The following is a 13,586-nucleotide window of genomic DNA, read 5'->3' as shown; positions in this document are numbered from 1 at the left end:
CCAACGCATGGTGTGGACATATCAAGGTGGGGCTATGGGGAGCAACGACGGCGCCGGTGGGTCCGGTGTCTCCGACGAGGAGTGGGCGCGGTTCGTGCGGGACGCCGAGGGCGGGGTGGGACAGGCCCCGGTGGAGCCGTCGGCGCGGGCGCGGATGGTGACCGAGCGGCTGCGGCGGGAGGACGCCGAGCGGGCCGCACGGGAGCAGGGTTGGAAGGGGCGCAAGGCTCGCAAGGCCCGGCAGGCCGCCGAGCCCGCCGGGTGGCGGACCGGGCCCGCCTGGCAGGAGATGGAAGGTCGTGGGAAGGGCAAGCGGCGGCTCAAGGCGACCGCGGCGATCGTGGCCATCGCGGCCCTCGCGCTGATCGCCGTCCGGCCGGAGCTGGTCATCGACCGGCTCACGGGCAAGGCGGAGGCCAGGAAGAACACCCGGAGCGCCGGGCCGCTGCCCGGCGAGACCGCACGACCGACGGCCGCGCCCTCACAGCAGTACCCGGACCGGCCGACCCTCAAGGAACCCTTCCGGGGCTCGCCGGCGCTCCAGTGGGCCGATGGCGCCGCCGCGATCGAGGTCCCGCAGGCGACGGCGGTCGGCGGGGTGGCCCAGGACCGGGTCGCGGACGCGCTGGCGAAGGCGAAGCAGTTCCTGGTGGCCACCAATCTGGACCCCGTGGTCCTGCGCGGTGAGCGGCCCGAGGCGGCGCTGAAGCTGCTGGACCCGCAGGACGAGGAGCTGCGTCAGGAGCTGGACGCCTCCTTGGCGCAGCCCACGCGCGAGCGGGACCCGCTGAACCTGTTCACCCGGTACGACCCGGCCGAATTGAAGCCCGTCGGCGACGTGGTCAAGGTGCGGGGGCGGATGTGGGTGGAGCCGGGGAAGAAGCCCGGGCAGGCCGACGTGAAGGCGGACTACTCCTTCGTCTACCCCTTCGTGAAGGTGGGCGGGAACTCGGAGGACGTGGCGCGGACCATCGTGCGGCGCGAGCTCACCCTCACGGTCGCCGACCCGGCCAAGTGGCGGGTGACACCCGGTACCGTGCGGCTCACGTCGTACCGGCAGGACCTCGCCAACAGCGCCTGCGACCGGTACGACGGGTACGTGCACCCGTCCTTCTTCTCGGACCCGGCCGACAGTGGGCCGGCGCCCTCGGGCGCGCCGGTCGATCCGTACGACCGGAGCAAGAGCATCGACACAGGCCGGCAAGAGGGATGCGGGACGGTCTCCCGCTCCTGACCCGGTCCCCGCAAGGGCCCCCGTCGCGCGGCAGGTTTGACGTGTCCGCGCGGCGGGGTATTGTTCTGCGCCCGATTGGCCAGGTACGTGCCTCGTATGGCAGACTACTCAAGTTGCTCGGTTGAGTGCCGATGCTGCGCGCCTCCCGCCGGGAGGACCGGAAGCGAGTCCCACAGTACTCGTCGTCTCTATCTGTCCCTCGGGGCAGCAATGGTGGCGGACGTACGGGAATCTTCTGGGAAGTGTCAGCACGGGGCCCACCAGGCACCCGGTGGGTGTTTCTCCCCCGAAGCGCGGTCTTGGGACCGCACCCCCTTGGACGAGGGAATTTCCGTATGGGAATTTTTCTGTAGAGGGAGTGCGACACGCCCGACCGCGTGGGTCGGAGGGAAGCGGTGGAGGGATCCACAGCCGCCCGGGAGCCAGAGCGTTTCCACAACAGACAGGACTACGGAGTAGCCATGGCGGGACAGAAGATCCGCATCCGGCTCAAGGCCTACGACCACGAGGTCATCGATTCCTCGGCGAAGAAGATCGTCGAGACGGTGACGCGCACTGGTGCGTCGGTCGCGGGCCCGGTGCCGCTGCCCACTGAGAAGAACGTGTACTGCGTCATCAAGTCGCCGCACAAGTACAAGGACTCGCGCGAGCACTTCGAGATGCGCACGCACAAGCGCCTGATCGACATCCTCGACCCGACTCCCAAGACCGTTGACTCGCTGATGCGCCTGGACCTTCCGGCCGGCGTTGACATCGAGATCAAGCTCTGAGAGGCGTCGAGAAGATGGCAAAGCAGATCAAGGGCGTCCTGGGCGAGAAGCTCGGCATGACCCAGGTCTGGGACGAGAACAACCGTGTCGTCCCGGTGACCGTGGTCAAGGCCGGACCCTGCGTCGTTACCCAGGTCCGTACGAACGACATCGACGGCTACGAGTCGGTCCAGATCGCCTTCGGCGAGATCGACCCGCGCAAGGTGAACAAGCCCCTCAAGGGCCACTTCGCCAAGGCCGACGTGACCCCGCGCCGCCACCTGGTGGAGCTCCGCACCTCCGACGCCAGCGAGTACACGCTCGGCCAGGAGATCACTGCCGAGGTGTTCGAGTCCGGCGTCAAGGTCGACGTCACGGGCAACAGCAAGGGCAAGGGCTTCGCCGGTGTCATGAAGCGGCACAACTTCCGGGGCCTCGGCGCCGGTCACGGTGTGCAGCGCAAGCACCGCTCCCCCGGTTCGATCGGTGGCTGCGCCACCCCTGGGCGTGTCTTCAAGGGCATGCGCATGGCTGGTCGTATGGGCAACGAGCGCGTCACCACCCAGAACCTGACCATCCACGCGGTAGACGCGGAGAAGGGTCTGCTCCTCATCAAGGGCGCAGTCCCCGGTCCGAACGGCGGCCTCGTCCTGGTCCGTACCGCGGCCAAGGGGGCTTGAGGTTAATGAGCACCATTGACATCCTTTCGCCGGCAGGCGACAAGGCCGGTACCGTCGAGCTCCCCGCGGAGATCTTCGACGCGAAGACCAGCGTTCCGCTGATCCACCAGGTCGTCGTCGCACAGCTGGCCGCTGCCCGTCAGGGCACGCACAAGACCAAGACCCGTGGCGAAGTCCGTGGTGGTGGCCGCAAGCCGTACCGCCAGAAGGGCACCGGCCGCGCGCGTCAGGGTTCCACCCGCGCTCCGCAGTTCGCCGGCGGTGGCGTCGTCCACGGCCCGCAGCCGCGTGACTACTCGCAGCGGACCCCGAAGAAGATGAAGGTCGCCGCCCTCCGCGGTGCCCTCTCGGACCGCGCGCGTCACTCCCGCATCCACGTCGTCACCGGCGTGGTCGAGGGTGCCGCCTCCACGAAGGCCGCCAAGACGCTGTTCGGCAAGATCTCGGAGCGCAAGAACCTGCTCCTGGTCGTCGAGCGCGCCGACGAGGCCGCGTGGCTGTCCGCCCGCAACCTGCCCCAGGTTCACATCCTGGAGCCGGGCCAGCTGAACACGTACGACGTGATCGTCTCTGACGACGTGGTCTTCACTCAGGCCGCGCTCGAGTCCTTCGTGTCTGGCCCCAAGGCCGATGAGACCGAAGGGAGCGACGCCTGATGTCTGAGGCGACCGTTACCAGCAAGACCTTCACTGACCCGCGCGACCTGCTGATCAAGCCGGTTGTCTCGGAGAAGAGCTACGCGCTGCTGGACGAGAACAAGTACACGTTCATCGTCGCGCCCGGCGCCAACAAGACCCAGATCAAGCAGGCCGTCGAGGCGGTCTTCTCGGTCAAGGTCACCGGGGTCAACACGATCAACCGTCAGGGTAAGCGCAAGCGCACCAAGACCGGTTTCGGCAAGCGCGCCAACACCAAGCGCGCCATCGTGACCCTCGCTGAGGGCGACCGAATCGACATCTTCGGCGGCCAGGCCTCCTAACGGAGGTCTAGTCGTCCGGAATCGGACGAGGACTGAGAAATGGGTATCCGCAAGTACAAGCCGACGACCCCGGGCCGTCGTGGCTCCAGCGTCGCCGACTTTGTCGAGATCACGCGGTCCACGCCGGAGAAGTCGCTGGTTCGCCCGCTGCACAGCAAGGGCGGCCGTAACAACACCGGTCGGATCACTGTTCGCCACCAGGGTGGCGGCCACAAGCGCGCCTACCGCGTGATCGACTTCCGTCGTCACGACAAGGACGGCGTGCCGGCCAAGGTCGCGCACATCGAGTACGACCCCAACCGCACCGCGCGCATCGCGCTGCTGCACTACGCCGACGGCGAGAAGCGCTACATCATCGCGCCGAAGGCCCTGAAGCAGGGCGACCGGATTGAGAACGGCCCCACGGCCGACATCAAGCCCGGCAACAACCTGGCGCTCCGCAACATCCCGGTCGGTACCACGATCCACGCGATCGAGCTCCGTCCCGGTGGCGGCGCCAAGTTCGCCCGCTCCGCTGGTGCGTCCGTGCAGCTGCTGGCGAAGGAGGGCACCATGGCCCACCTCCGCATGCCGTCCGGCGAGATCCGTCTCGTCGACGCGCGCTGCCGCGCCACGGTCGGCGAGGTCGGCAACGCCGAGCAGTCGAACATCAACTGGGGCAAGGCCGGCCGCATGCGCTGGAAGGGCGTTCGCCCGTCCGTCCGCGGTGTCGCGATGAACCCGGTTGACCACCCGCACGGTGGTGGTGAGGGCAAGACCAGTGGTGGTCGCCACCCGGTCTCCCCGTGGGGTCAGAAGGAGGGTCGTACTCGCTCGCCGAAGAAGGCTTCGAGCAAGTACATCGTCCGCCGCCGCAAGACGAACAAGAAGCGCTAGGAGCGGGTTTAGATGCCGCGCAGTCTCAAGAAGGGGCCCTTCGTCGACGACCACCTCGTAAAGAAGGTGGACGTCCAGAACGAAGCCGGCACCAAGAACGTCATCAAGACCTGGTCCCGTCGCTCGATGATCATCCCCAGCATGCTGGGTCACACCATCGCGGTGCACAACGGCAAGACCCACGTCCCGGTGTTCGTCACCGAGTCGATGGTCGGCCACAAGCTCGGCGAGTTCTCGCCGACTCGCACCTTCCGCGGCCACGTCAAGGACGACCGGAAGTCGAAGCGCCGCTAAAGGCGGGGTGGTTACGACTATGACTTACACCGAAGGGACAACCATGGAAGCCAGGGCCCAGGCGCGGTACATCCGCGTCACGCCCATGAAGGCCCGCCGAGTGGTGGACCTTATCCGTGGCATGGATGCCACGGAGGCTCAGGCGGTCCTGCGTTTCGCCCCGCAGGCCGCGAGCGTGCCGGTCGGCAAGGTGCTGGACAGCGCCATTGCCAACGCCGCACACAACTACAACCACCCGGACGCCTCCACGCTGGTCATCAGCGAGGCGTTCGTGGACGAGGGTCCGACCCTGAAGCGGTTCCGTCCGCGTGCCCAGGGCCGTGCCTACCGGATCCGCAAGCGGACCAGCCACATCACCGTGGTCGTCAGCAGCAAGGAAGGTTCCCGGTAATGGGCCAGAAGGTAAACCCGCACGGGTTCCGGCTCGGCATCACCACCGACTTCAAGTCGCGTTGGTACGCCGACAAGCTGTACAAGGACTACGTCAAGGAAGACGTCGCCATCCGTCGGATGATGACGTCCGGCATGGAGCGCGCCGGCATCTCGAAGGTTGAGATCGAGCGCACCCGTGACCGCGTGCGTGTGGACATCCACACCGCTCGTCCGGGCATCGTCATCGGCCGCCGTGGCGCCGAGGCCGACCGCATCCGCGGTGACCTCGAGAAGCTCACGGGCAAGCAGGTCCAGCTGAACATCCTCGAGGTCAAGAACCCCGAGCTCGACGCTCAGCTGGTTGCCCAGGCCGTTGCCGAGCAGCTCTCCTCCCGCGTCTCCTTCCGTCGCGCCATGCGTAAGAGCATGCAGGGCACGATGAAGGCCGGCGCCAAGGGCATCAAGATCCAGTGTGGCGGCCGTCTCGGCGGCGCCGAGATGTCCCGCTCCGAGTTCTACCGCGAGGGTCGTGTGCCGCTGCACACGCTGCGCGCGAACGTGGACTACGGCTTCTTCGAGGCCAAGACCACCTTCGGCCGTATCGGTGTGAAGGTCTGGATCTACAAGGGCGACGTCAAGAACATCGCCGAGGTTCGCGCCGAGAACGCCGCGGCCCGTGCGGGTAACCGCCCGGCCCGTGGCGCGGGTGGCGCTGGCGACCGTCCCGCCGGCCGTGGTGGCCGTGGTGGCGAGCGCGGCGGCCGTGGTGGCCGCAAGCCGCAGCAGGCTGCTGGTGCCGAGGCCCCCAAGGCCGACGCTCCCGCCGCCGCTCCGGCCGAGAGCACCGGAACGGAGGCCTGACCGACATGCTGATCCCTCGTAGGGTCAAGCACCGCAAGCAGCACCACCCGAAGCGCCGCGGTATGGCCAAGGGCGGTACTGAGGTCTCGTTCGGCGAGTACGGCATCCAGGCGCTGACCCCGGCGTACGTGACGAACCGCCAGATCGAGGCGGCTCGTATCGCGATGACCCGCCACATCAAGCGTGGTGGCAAGGTCTGGATCAACATCTACCCGGACCGTCCGCTGACGAAGAAGCCCGCCGAGACCCGCATGGGTTCCGGTAAGGGTTCTCCCGAGTGGTGGATCGCGAACGTGCACCCGGGCCGGGTCATGTTCGAGCTGTCCTACCCGAACGAGAAGATTGCTCGTGAGGCGCTCACCCGCGCTGCTCACAAGCTTCCGATGAAGTGCCGGATTGTTCGGCGCGAGGCAGGTGAGTCGTGATGGCGACGGGAACCAAGGCGTCCGAGCTGCGTGAGCTCGGTAACGAGGAGCTCGTTGGCAAGCTGCGCGAGGCGAAGGAAGAGCTGTTCAAGCTGCGCTTCCAGGCTGCCACGGGTCAGCTGGAGAACAACGGCCGGCTCAAGTCCGTCCGTAAGGACATCGCTCGCATCTACACCCTGATGCACGAGCGTGAGCTCGGTATCGAGACGGTGGAGAGCGCCTGATGAGCGAGAAGAACGTGACTGAGACGACCGAGCGCGGTTTCCGCAAGACCCGTGAGGGTCTCGTCGTCAGCGACAAGATGGACAAGACCGTCGTCGTCGCTGTCGAGGACCGTGTGAAGCACGCGCTGTACGGCAAGGTCATCCGCCGTACGAACAAGCTCAAGGCTCACGACGAGCAGAACGCTGCCGGCGTCGGCGACCGCGTCCTCATCATGGAGACGCGTCCGCTGTCGGCGAGCAAGCGCTGGCGCATCGTCGAGATCCTCGAGAAGGCCAAGTAAGGAATCTCGCGCGAGCGAGTTCCGCCAGACATAGCCTGGGGGGTTTCCCTCAGGTCAGTTCCGCCAGGCTCGGTGAGGGGCTCCGGTAACGGACCCCTCGCCGGGAACCGGCAGACAATCAGGAGATAGACGTGATCCAGCAGGAGTCGCGACTGCGTGTCGCCGACAACACTGGTGCCAAGGAAATCCTTTGCATCCGTGTTCTCGGTGGCTCCGGTCGCCGCTACGCGGGCATCGGTGACGTCATCGTCGCCACCGTCAAGGACGCGATCCCCGGTGGCAACGTGAAGAAGGGTGACGTCGTCAAGGCGGTCATCGTTCGCACCGTCAAGGAGCGCCGCCGCCAGGACGGCTCGTACATCCGCTTCGACGAGAACGCCGCTGTCATTCTCAAGAACGACGGCGACCCTCGCGGCACCCGTATCTTCGGCCCCGTGGGCCGTGAGCTGCGCGAGAAGAAGTTCATGAAGATCATCTCGCTCGCGCCGGAGGTGCTGTAAGCATGAAGATCAAGAAGGGCGACCTGGTTCAGGTCATCACCGGTAAGGACAAGGGCAAGCAGGGCAAGGTCATCACGGCCATCCCCGCTGAGAACCGCGTCCTCGTCGAGGGTGTCAACCGGGTCAAGAAGCACACCAAGGCCGGTCAGACCGCTGGTGGTTCGCAGACCGGTGGCATCGTGATCACCGAGGCGCCGATCCACGTCAGCAACGTTCAGCTGGTTGTGGAGAAGGACGGCCAGAAGGTCGTCACCCGCGTCGGATACCGCTTCGACGACGAGGGCAACAAGATCCGCGTTGCCAAGCGGACGGGTGAGGACATCTGATGGCTACCACTCCGCGTCTCAAGACGAAGTACCGCGAGGACATCGCGGGCAAGCTGCGTGAGGAGTTCTCCTACGAGAACGTCATGCAGATCCCCGGCCTCGTGAAGATCGTGGTCAACATGGGTGTGGGCGACGCCGCCCGCGACTCCAAGCTGATCGACGGCGCCATCAAGGACCTGACGACGATCACCGGTCAGAAGCCGGCCGTCACGAAGGCCCGCAAGTCCATCGCGCAGTTCAAGCTGCGTGAGGGTCAGCCGATCGGCTGCCACGTCACCCTCCGCGGTGACCGCATGTGGGAGTTCCTGGACCGTACGCTGTCGCTCGCGCTGCCGCGTATCCGTGACTTCCGTGGTCTGTCGCCGAAGCAGTTCGACGGCCGTGGCAACTACACCTTCGGTCTCACGGAGCAGGTCATGTTCCACGAGATCGACCAGGACAAGATCGACCGTACCCGGGGTATGGACATCACCGTGGTCACCACGGCGACCAACGACGATGAGGGCCGTGCCCTCCTTCGTCACCTCGGCTTCCCCTTCAAGGAGGCGTAAGCGAGATGGCGAAGAAGGCTCTCATCGCGAAGGCTGCCCGCAAGCCCAAGTTCGGTGTGCGTGCGTACACCCGCTGCCAGCGCTGCGGTCGCCCCCACTCCGTGTACCGCAAGTTCGGCCTGTGCCGCGTGTGCCTTCGTGAGATGGCTCACCGTGGCGAGCTGCCGGGCGTGACCAAGAGCTCCTGGTAACTCCGCAGGTCCGCAAGGACTTGGGAAGTTCCAGGCACTCTCGGTAAGCATCTGGTCGGCGGATGCCCGGCCGCGCATGCCTTAGGCTTGTGTGGTTGGGCGTCCGCCGCCCATAACGACTTACTACGCCGTAGGTCCCCGCACCGCACCCGTCCCGCCACTGAGTGGGGAGAGGGATGGCGCATACAGGAAACCCCGGCGAGAGAGGCCGAAGGCCACTTCATGACCATGACTGACCCGATCGCAGACATGCTCACGCGTCTGCGTAACGCTAACTCGGCGTACCACGACACCGTCGTGATGCCGCACAGCAAGATCAAGTCGCACATCGCAGAGATCCTCAAGCAAGAGGGTTTCATCACCGGCTGGAAGGTCGAGGACGCCGAGGTCGGCAAGAACCTCGTCCTCGAGCTGAAGTTCGGGCCGAACCGTGAGCGCTCCATCGCGGGCATCAAGCGGATCTCGAAGCCCGGTCTGCGCGTGTACGCGAAGTCCACCAACCTGCCGAAGGTGCTCGGCGGCCTGGGCGTGGCGATCATCTCCACGTCCCACGGCCTCCTCACCGGCCAGCAGGCAGGCAAGAAGGGCGTAGGTGGGGAAGTCCTCGCCTACGTCTGGTAGTCGGGAACGGAGGAAAAGCAATGTCGCGAATCGGCAAGCTCCCCATCCAGGTTCCCGCCGGTGTGGACGTCACCATCGATGGCCGCACGGTCGCGGTGAAGGGCCCCAAGGGTTCCCTCTCGCACACCGTCGCTGCGCCCATCGCCGTCGCCAAGGGTGAGGACGGCGTTCTGAACGTCATCCGCCCCAACGACGAGCGTCAGAACAAGGCCCTGCACGGCCTGTCCCGCACGCTGGTGGCGAACATGATCACCGGTGTGACCACGGGATACGTCAAGGCTCTCGAGATCAGCGGTGTTGGTTACCGCGTCGCCGCGAAGGGCTCCGACCTGGAGTTCCAGCTTGGCTACAGCCACCCGATCCTGATCGAGGCGCCCGAGGGCATCTCCTTCAAGGTCGAGTCGCCCACCAAGTTCACGGTCGAGGGCATCGACAAGCAGAAGGTCGGCGAGGTCGCCGCCAACATCCGCAAGCTGCGGAAGCCCGACCCGTACAAGGCCAAGGGTGTCAAGTACGCCGGCGAAGTCATCCGCCGCAAGGTCGGAAAGGCTGGTAAGTAGCCATGGCATACGGTGTGAAGATCGCCAAGGGCGACGCGTACAAGCGCGCTGCCAAGGCTCGCCGCCACATCCGCATCCGCAAGAACGTCTCGGGTACGGCGGAGCGTCCGCGCCTCGTCGTGACGCGTTCCAACCGCAACATCGTTGCTCAGGTCATCGACGACCTCCAGGGTCACACCCTGGCGTCGGCGTCGACCCTGGACGCTTCGATCCGCGGTGGCGAAGGCGACAAGAGCGCCCAGGCCCAGGCTGTCGGCGCGCTCGTCGCCGAGCGTGCCAAGGCCGCGGGTGTCGAGACCGTCGTGTTCGACCGCGGTGGCAACCGATACGCCGGGCGCATTGCCGCTCTGGCTGACGCCGCCCGCGAAGCCGGGCTGAAGTTCTAAGCCCCGGTTCCGGGACTCACGGACGTAACAGAGAGAGGTAATCCAATGGCTGGACCCCAGCGCCGCGGAAGCGGTGCCGGTGGCGGCGAGCGGCGGGACCGGAAGGGTCGCGACGGTGGCCCTGCCGCCGAGAAGACCGCTTACGTTGAGCGCGTTGTCGCGATCAACCGCGTCGCCAAGGTTGTCAAGGGTGGTCGCCGCTTCAGCTTCACCGCGCTGGTCGTGGTGGGCGACGGTGACGGCACCGTAGGTGTCGGTTACGGCAAGGCCAAGGAAGTTCCCGCGGCCATCGCCAAGGGTGTCGAGGAAGCCAAGAAGAACTTCTTCAAGGTTCCGCGCATCCAGGGCACCATCCCTCACCCGATCCAGGGCGAGAAGGCCGCGGGCGTCGTCATGCTCAAGCCGGCTTCCCCGGGTACCGGCGTTATCGCCGGTGGTCCGGTGCGTGCCGTGCTGGAGTGCGCCGGCGTACACGACATCCTGTCGAAGTCGCTCGGCTCTTCGAACGCGATCAACATCGTGCACGCGACCGTGGCGGCCCTCCAGGGTCTGCAGCGTCCCGAGGAGATCGCGGCTCGCCGTGGTCTGCCCCTCGAGGACGTCGCCCCCGCGGCCCTGCTTCGTGCGCGTGCTGGGGCGGGTGTCTGATGGCCCGCCTCAAGATCACGCAGACGAAGTCGTACATCGGCAGCAAGCAGAACCACCGCGACACTCTGCGTTCGCTCGGGCTCAAGCGCCTGAACGACGTGGTCGTCAAGGAGGACCGCCCCGAGTTCCGCGGAATGGTGCAGACCGTCCGCCACCTCGTGACGGTTGAGGAGGTTGACTAATCATGGCTGAGAACAGCCCGCTGAAGGCCCACAACCTCCGTCCCGCCCCCGGCGCCAAGACCGCGAAGACCCGTGTCGGTCGTGGTGAGGCGTCGAAGGGTAAGACGGCCGGTCGTGGTACGAAGGGCCAGAAGGCCCGTTACCAGATCCCGCAGCGCTTCGAGGGTGGGCAGATGCCCCTCCACATGCGTCTGCCGAAGCTCAAGGGCTTCAAGAACCCGTTCCGCACCGAGTTCCAGGTTGTCAACCTGGACAAGCTCGGCGCTCTCTACCCCGAGGGTGGAGAAGTCACGGTGGCCGACCTGGTCGCCAAGGGCGCGGTTCGCAAGAACAGCCTCGTCAAGGTCCTGGGCCAGGGCGAGATCTCCGTGGCGCTGACGGTTGCGGTTGACGCCGTCTCCGCCTCCGCCAAGGAGAAGATTGCCGCTGCCGGCGGCACCGTCACCGAACTCGTCTAAGACGAAAAAAGTGACAAATAGCTGAAACCCGACCGGGGGTGCCTCACATATGGGGCATCCCCGGTTGGTCGTTCCACGGGGGGCGCAGTCGCCGGTAAGGTGGCTGCACCTTTGCTTGTACGTATTCGTCGATCCCTCAGACCGTCACCTCTGACGCAGTAGCGCGGGGGTCGCAGGAGGCACCGTGCTCACCGCGTTCGCCCGGGCGTTCAAGACGCCCGACCTGCGCAAGAAGCTGCTCTTCACGCTCGCCATCATCGTGCTGTTCCGCCTCGGGTCCCACATCCCGGTCCCCGGCGTGAACTACAAGAACGTTCAGTTCTGTGTGGACCAGGCAGGGACCGGCAACAGCCTGTTCGGCCTCGTCAACATGTTCAGCGGTGGCGCACTGCTGCAGATCACGATCTTCGCGCTCGGAATCATGCCGTACATCACGGCGAGCATCATCCTGCAGCTGCTGACCGTGGTCATCCCGAAGCTGGAGAACCTCAAAAAAGAGGGTCAGTCCGGCACGGCGAAGATCACCCAGTACACGCGTTACCTGACGGTCGCGCTCGCGATCCTCCAGGGCACGGGTCTGGTGGCCACCGCCAAGACGGGTGCGCTGTTCGGTTCCTGCCAGCTCCGTACCGAGATCGTCGCGGACCGCTCGATCTTCACCATGATCACGATGGTGCTCACCATGACCGCCGGCACCTGTGTCGTGATGTGGCTCGGCGAGCTCATCACCGACCGCGGCATCGGCAACGGCATGTCGATCCTGATGTTCATCTCGATCGCGGCCGGCTTCATCGGCGCCATGTGGCAGATCAAGCTCCAGGGCAAGATCGCTGATGGATGGGTCGAGTTCGGCGTGGTGATCCTCGTCGGTCTCGCGATGGTGGCCCTGGTGGTCTTCGTCGAGCAGGCGCAGCGCAGGATTCCGGTCCAGTACGCGAAGCGCATGATCGGCCGCCGCGCGTACGGCGGGACCTCGACCTACATCCCGCTCAAGGTCAACCAGGCCGGTGTCATCCCGGTCATCTTCGCCTCGTCGCTGCTGTACATCCCCGCGTTGGTCGTGCAGTTCAGCGGCTCGACGGCGAGCTGGGCGACCTGGATCCAGAAGCACTTCGTCAAGGGCGACCACCCTTACTACATCGCGTCCTACTTCCTCCTGATCGTCTTCTTCGCGTTCTTCTACGTGGCGATCTCGTTCAACCCCGAGGAAGTTGCAGACAACATGAAGAAGTATGGTGGGTTCATCCCGGGCATCCGCGCCGGCCGGCCTACCGCCGAGTACCTGAGCTACGTACTCAACCGGATCACCTGGCCGGGGTCGCTGTACCTGGGTCTGATCGCTCTCGTGCCGACAATGGCGTTGGCGGGCTTCGGAGCGAACCAGAACTTCCCGTTCGGCGGGACGAGCATCCTCATCATCGTGGGTGTGGGTCTGGAAACCGTGAAGCAGATCGAGAGCCAGCTCCAGCAGCGTAATTACGAAGGGTTCCTCCGCTGATGCGTATCGTCCTCGTCGGGCCCCCCGGCGCCGGCAAGGGAACACAGGCCGCGTTCCTCGCCAAGAACCTGTCGATCCCGCACATCTCCACGGGCGACCTGTTCCGCGCCAACATCAGCCAGGGCACCGAGCTCGGCAAGAGCGCGAAGTCGTACATGGACGCCGGTGAGCTCGTCCCGGACTCCGTCACCATCGGGATGGCCAAGGACCGGATGGAGCAGCCCGACGCCGCGAACGGCTTCCTGCTCGACGGGTTCCCGCGCAACCTCTCGCAGGCCGAGGCGCTCGACGAGATCCTCAAGGCCGCCGGGCTGGGCCTCGACGCCGTCCTCGACCTGGAGGTCGAGGAGGACGAGGTCGTCAAGCGCATCGCCGGCCGCCGGACCTGCCGCAACGACTCCGCGCACGTCTTCCACGTCACCTACGCGCCGCCCAAGGCCGAGGGCGTCTGCGACCGGTGCGGCGGGGAGCTGTACCAGCGCGGGGACGACTCCGAGGACACGGTCCGCAACCGGCTGGCGGTCTACCACGCCGAGACCGAGCCGATCATCGACTACTACAAGGCCCAGGGCCTCGTGTCGACCATCCCCGCCCTCGGTGAGGTCGCGGACGTCACGCGACGCGCGATGGATGCCCTGAAGAAGTAGCCCCCCGTTGTGCAGGTACGGCCGCGGTGTCCGAGGGACACCG

General features: G+C 66.1%; 24 protein-coding genes. All 24 read left to right on the top strand.

Annotated elements, in window-relative coordinates; genetic code table 11:
* Positions 1–34 precede the first annotated feature (34 nt).
* The 24 genes from ACV7NM_RS13650 to ACV7NM_RS13535 all read left to right on the top strand — a co-directional run bounded on the left by ACV7NM_RS13650 (position 35) and on the right by ACV7NM_RS13535 (position 13,543).
* A complete protein-coding gene (locus tag ACV7NM_RS13650) occupies positions 35–1,234 on the top strand; it encodes a hypothetical protein (RefSeq protein WP_463410538.1) in 1,200 nt (399 codons plus the stop codon).
* A 461-nt stretch (positions 1,235–1,695) separates the two neighbouring features.
* Complete coding sequence (gene rpsJ / locus ACV7NM_RS13645) at positions 1,696–2,004, top strand: 30S ribosomal protein S10 (RefSeq protein ID WP_003948644.1); 309 nt, start codon at positions 1,696–1,698, stop codon at positions 2,002–2,004.
* A 14-nt stretch (positions 2,005–2,018) separates the two neighbouring features.
* Entirely contained in the window at positions 2,019–2,663 is a 645-nt protein-coding gene (rplC, locus tag ACV7NM_RS13640; RefSeq protein ID WP_007265899.1) for a 50S ribosomal protein L3, read from the top strand.
* Between the two features lie 5 nt (positions 2,664–2,668).
* Entirely contained in the window at positions 2,669–3,319 is a 651-nt protein-coding gene (gene rplD / locus ACV7NM_RS13635) for a 50S ribosomal protein L4 (RefSeq protein WP_031152736.1), read from the top strand.
* Entirely contained in the window at positions 3,319–3,642 is a 324-nt protein-coding gene (rplW, locus tag ACV7NM_RS13630; protein ID WP_037792012.1) for a 50S ribosomal protein L23, read from the top strand. Before rplD ends, rplW begins: the two co-directional genes overlap by 1 nt.
* 39 nt (positions 3,643–3,681) lie before the next feature.
* Entirely contained in the window at positions 3,682–4,518 is an 837-nt protein-coding gene (gene rplB, locus ACV7NM_RS13625) for a 50S ribosomal protein L2 (RefSeq protein ID WP_008739715.1), read from the top strand.
* Positions 4,519–4,530: 12 nt separating this feature from the next.
* Positions 4,531–4,812, top strand: coding sequence for a 30S ribosomal protein S19 (rpsS, locus tag ACV7NM_RS13620; RefSeq protein ID WP_008739713.1), 282 nt, complete (start codon positions 4,531–4,533; stop codon positions 4,810–4,812).
* 43 nt (positions 4,813–4,855) lie between these two features.
* Entirely contained in the window at positions 4,856–5,203 is a 348-nt protein-coding gene (gene rplV / locus ACV7NM_RS13615; RefSeq protein ID WP_037792011.1) for a 50S ribosomal protein L22, read from the top strand.
* Entirely contained in the window at positions 5,203–6,045 is an 843-nt protein-coding gene (rpsC, locus tag ACV7NM_RS13610) for a 30S ribosomal protein S3 (RefSeq protein ID WP_356811231.1), read from the top strand. Before rplV ends, rpsC begins: the two co-directional genes overlap by 1 nt.
* Positions 6,046–6,050: 5 nt before the next feature.
* Entirely contained in the window at positions 6,051–6,470 is a 420-nt protein-coding gene (rplP, locus tag ACV7NM_RS13605) for a 50S ribosomal protein L16 (RefSeq protein WP_030026326.1), read from the top strand.
* Positions 6,470–6,694 (top strand): 50S ribosomal protein L29, encoded by a 225-nt coding sequence (gene rpmC / locus ACV7NM_RS13600; protein ID WP_008739703.1) that lies wholly within the window; start codon positions 6,470–6,472, stop codon positions 6,692–6,694. The genes rplP and rpmC overlap by 1 nt, the downstream gene beginning before the upstream one ends.
* On the top strand, positions 6,694–6,975 hold the full coding sequence (gene rpsQ / locus ACV7NM_RS13595; protein WP_352214014.1) for a 30S ribosomal protein S17: 282 nt from the start codon (positions 6,694–6,696) through the stop codon (positions 6,973–6,975). The genes rpmC and rpsQ overlap by 1 nt, the downstream gene beginning before the upstream one ends.
* A 131-nt stretch (positions 6,976–7,106) precedes the next feature.
* Positions 7,107–7,475 (top strand): 50S ribosomal protein L14, encoded by a 369-nt coding sequence (gene rplN / locus ACV7NM_RS13590; protein WP_003956455.1) that lies wholly within the window; start codon positions 7,107–7,109, stop codon positions 7,473–7,475.
* A 2-nt stretch (positions 7,476–7,477) separates the two neighbouring features.
* Positions 7,478–7,801 (top strand): 50S ribosomal protein L24, encoded by a 324-nt coding sequence (rplX, locus tag ACV7NM_RS13585; protein ID WP_463410537.1) that lies wholly within the window; start codon positions 7,478–7,480, stop codon positions 7,799–7,801.
* Positions 7,801–8,352: a 50S ribosomal protein L5 gene (rplE, locus tag ACV7NM_RS13580; RefSeq protein ID WP_030388859.1), complete on the top strand. Its 552-nt coding sequence runs from the start codon at positions 7,801–7,803 to the stop codon at positions 8,350–8,352. Before rplX ends, rplE begins: the two co-directional genes overlap by 1 nt.
* Before the next feature lie 5 nt (positions 8,353–8,357).
* Positions 8,358–8,543: a type Z 30S ribosomal protein S14 gene (locus ACV7NM_RS13575; protein ID WP_003956452.1), complete on the top strand. Its 186-nt coding sequence runs from the start codon at positions 8,358–8,360 to the stop codon at positions 8,541–8,543.
* Between the two features lie 222 nt (positions 8,544–8,765).
* Complete coding sequence (rpsH, locus tag ACV7NM_RS13570; RefSeq protein ID WP_007265911.1) at positions 8,766–9,164, top strand: 30S ribosomal protein S8; 399 nt, start codon at positions 8,766–8,768, stop codon at positions 9,162–9,164.
* A gap of 20 nt (positions 9,165–9,184) precedes the next feature.
* The gene (rplF, locus tag ACV7NM_RS13565) at positions 9,185–9,724 is read left to right on the top strand and encodes a 50S ribosomal protein L6 (protein WP_053682616.1); all 540 of its coding nucleotides are present in this window, start codon (positions 9,185–9,187) and stop codon (positions 9,722–9,724) included.
* 2 nt (positions 9,725–9,726) lie between these two features.
* Positions 9,727–10,110, top strand: coding sequence for a 50S ribosomal protein L18 (rplR, locus tag ACV7NM_RS13560; protein WP_030026334.1), 384 nt, complete (start codon positions 9,727–9,729; stop codon positions 10,108–10,110).
* Positions 10,111–10,155: 45 nt separating this feature from the next.
* On the top strand, positions 10,156–10,758 hold the full coding sequence (gene rpsE / locus ACV7NM_RS13555; RefSeq protein WP_136213231.1) for a 30S ribosomal protein S5: 603 nt from the start codon (positions 10,156–10,158) through the stop codon (positions 10,756–10,758).
* Positions 10,758–10,940: a 50S ribosomal protein L30 gene (gene rpmD / locus ACV7NM_RS13550; RefSeq protein WP_053682614.1), complete on the top strand. Its 183-nt coding sequence runs from the start codon at positions 10,758–10,760 to the stop codon at positions 10,938–10,940. Before rpsE ends, rpmD begins: the two co-directional genes overlap by 1 nt.
* A 2-nt stretch (positions 10,941–10,942) precedes the next feature.
* On the top strand, positions 10,943–11,398 hold the full coding sequence (gene rplO, locus ACV7NM_RS13545) for a 50S ribosomal protein L15 (RefSeq protein WP_463410536.1): 456 nt from the start codon (positions 10,943–10,945) through the stop codon (positions 11,396–11,398).
* A gap of 184 nt (positions 11,399–11,582) precedes the next feature.
* Complete coding sequence (gene secY, locus ACV7NM_RS13540) at positions 11,583–12,896, top strand: preprotein translocase subunit SecY (protein ID WP_463410535.1); 1,314 nt, start codon at positions 11,583–11,585, stop codon at positions 12,894–12,896.
* Positions 12,896–13,543, top strand: a complete 648-nt coding sequence (locus tag ACV7NM_RS13535; protein WP_463410534.1) for an adenylate kinase — start codon at positions 12,896–12,898, stop codon at positions 13,541–13,543. The genes secY and ACV7NM_RS13535 overlap by 1 nt, the downstream gene beginning before the upstream one ends.
* The last annotated feature ends 43 nt before the right edge of the window (positions 13,544–13,586 follow it).

The organism is Streptomyces sp. Tek67B01, from assembly GCF_055231995.1.
This window is presented reverse-complemented; position numbering and strand designations above follow the sequence as displayed.

Excerpts from the sequence above, each read along its gene's own strand:
- ACV7NM_RS13650 (WP_463410538.1), top strand. The coding sequence starts at position 35 with ATGGGGAGCAACGACGGCGCCGGTGGGTCCGGTGTCTCCGACGAGGAG.
- rpsJ (WP_003948644.1), top strand. The coding sequence starts at position 1,696 with ATGGCGGGACAGAAGATCCGCATCCGGCTCAAGGCCTACGACCACGAG.
- rplC (WP_007265899.1), top strand. The coding sequence starts at position 2,019 with ATGGCAAAGCAGATCAAGGGCGTCCTGGGCGAGAAGCTCGGCATGACC.
- rplD (WP_031152736.1), top strand. The coding sequence starts at position 2,669 with ATGAGCACCATTGACATCCTTTCGCCGGCAGGCGACAAGGCCGGTACC.
- rplW (WP_037792012.1), top strand. The coding sequence starts at position 3,319 with ATGTCTGAGGCGACCGTTACCAGCAAGACCTTCACTGACCCGCGCGAC.
- rplB (WP_008739715.1), top strand. The coding sequence starts at position 3,682 with ATGGGTATCCGCAAGTACAAGCCGACGACCCCGGGCCGTCGTGGCTCC.
- rpsS (WP_008739713.1), top strand. The coding sequence starts at position 4,531 with ATGCCGCGCAGTCTCAAGAAGGGGCCCTTCGTCGACGACCACCTCGTA.
- rplV (WP_037792011.1), top strand. The coding sequence starts at position 4,856 with ATGGAAGCCAGGGCCCAGGCGCGGTACATCCGCGTCACGCCCATGAAG.
- rpsC (WP_356811231.1), top strand. The coding sequence starts at position 5,203 with ATGGGCCAGAAGGTAAACCCGCACGGGTTCCGGCTCGGCATCACCACC.
- rplP (WP_030026326.1), top strand. The coding sequence starts at position 6,051 with ATGCTGATCCCTCGTAGGGTCAAGCACCGCAAGCAGCACCACCCGAAG.
- rpmC (WP_008739703.1), top strand. The coding sequence starts at position 6,470 with ATGGCGACGGGAACCAAGGCGTCCGAGCTGCGTGAGCTCGGTAACGAG.
- rpsQ (WP_352214014.1), top strand. The coding sequence starts at position 6,694 with ATGAGCGAGAAGAACGTGACTGAGACGACCGAGCGCGGTTTCCGCAAG.
- rplX (WP_463410537.1), top strand. The coding sequence starts at position 7,478 with ATGAAGATCAAGAAGGGCGACCTGGTTCAGGTCATCACCGGTAAGGAC.
- rplE (WP_030388859.1), top strand. The coding sequence starts at position 7,801 with ATGGCTACCACTCCGCGTCTCAAGACGAAGTACCGCGAGGACATCGCG.
- ACV7NM_RS13575 (WP_003956452.1), top strand. The coding sequence starts at position 8,358 with ATGGCGAAGAAGGCTCTCATCGCGAAGGCTGCCCGCAAGCCCAAGTTC.
- rpsH (WP_007265911.1), top strand. The coding sequence starts at position 8,766 with ATGACCATGACTGACCCGATCGCAGACATGCTCACGCGTCTGCGTAAC.
- rplF (WP_053682616.1), top strand. The coding sequence starts at position 9,185 with ATGTCGCGAATCGGCAAGCTCCCCATCCAGGTTCCCGCCGGTGTGGAC.
- rplR (WP_030026334.1), top strand. The coding sequence starts at position 9,727 with ATGGCATACGGTGTGAAGATCGCCAAGGGCGACGCGTACAAGCGCGCT.
- rpsE (WP_136213231.1), top strand. The coding sequence starts at position 10,156 with ATGGCTGGACCCCAGCGCCGCGGAAGCGGTGCCGGTGGCGGCGAGCGG.
- rpmD (WP_053682614.1), top strand. The coding sequence starts at position 10,758 with ATGGCCCGCCTCAAGATCACGCAGACGAAGTCGTACATCGGCAGCAAG.
- rplO (WP_463410536.1), top strand. The coding sequence starts at position 10,943 with ATGGCTGAGAACAGCCCGCTGAAGGCCCACAACCTCCGTCCCGCCCCC.
- ACV7NM_RS13535 (WP_463410534.1), top strand. The coding sequence starts at position 12,896 with ATGCGTATCGTCCTCGTCGGGCCCCCCGGCGCCGGCAAGGGAACACAG.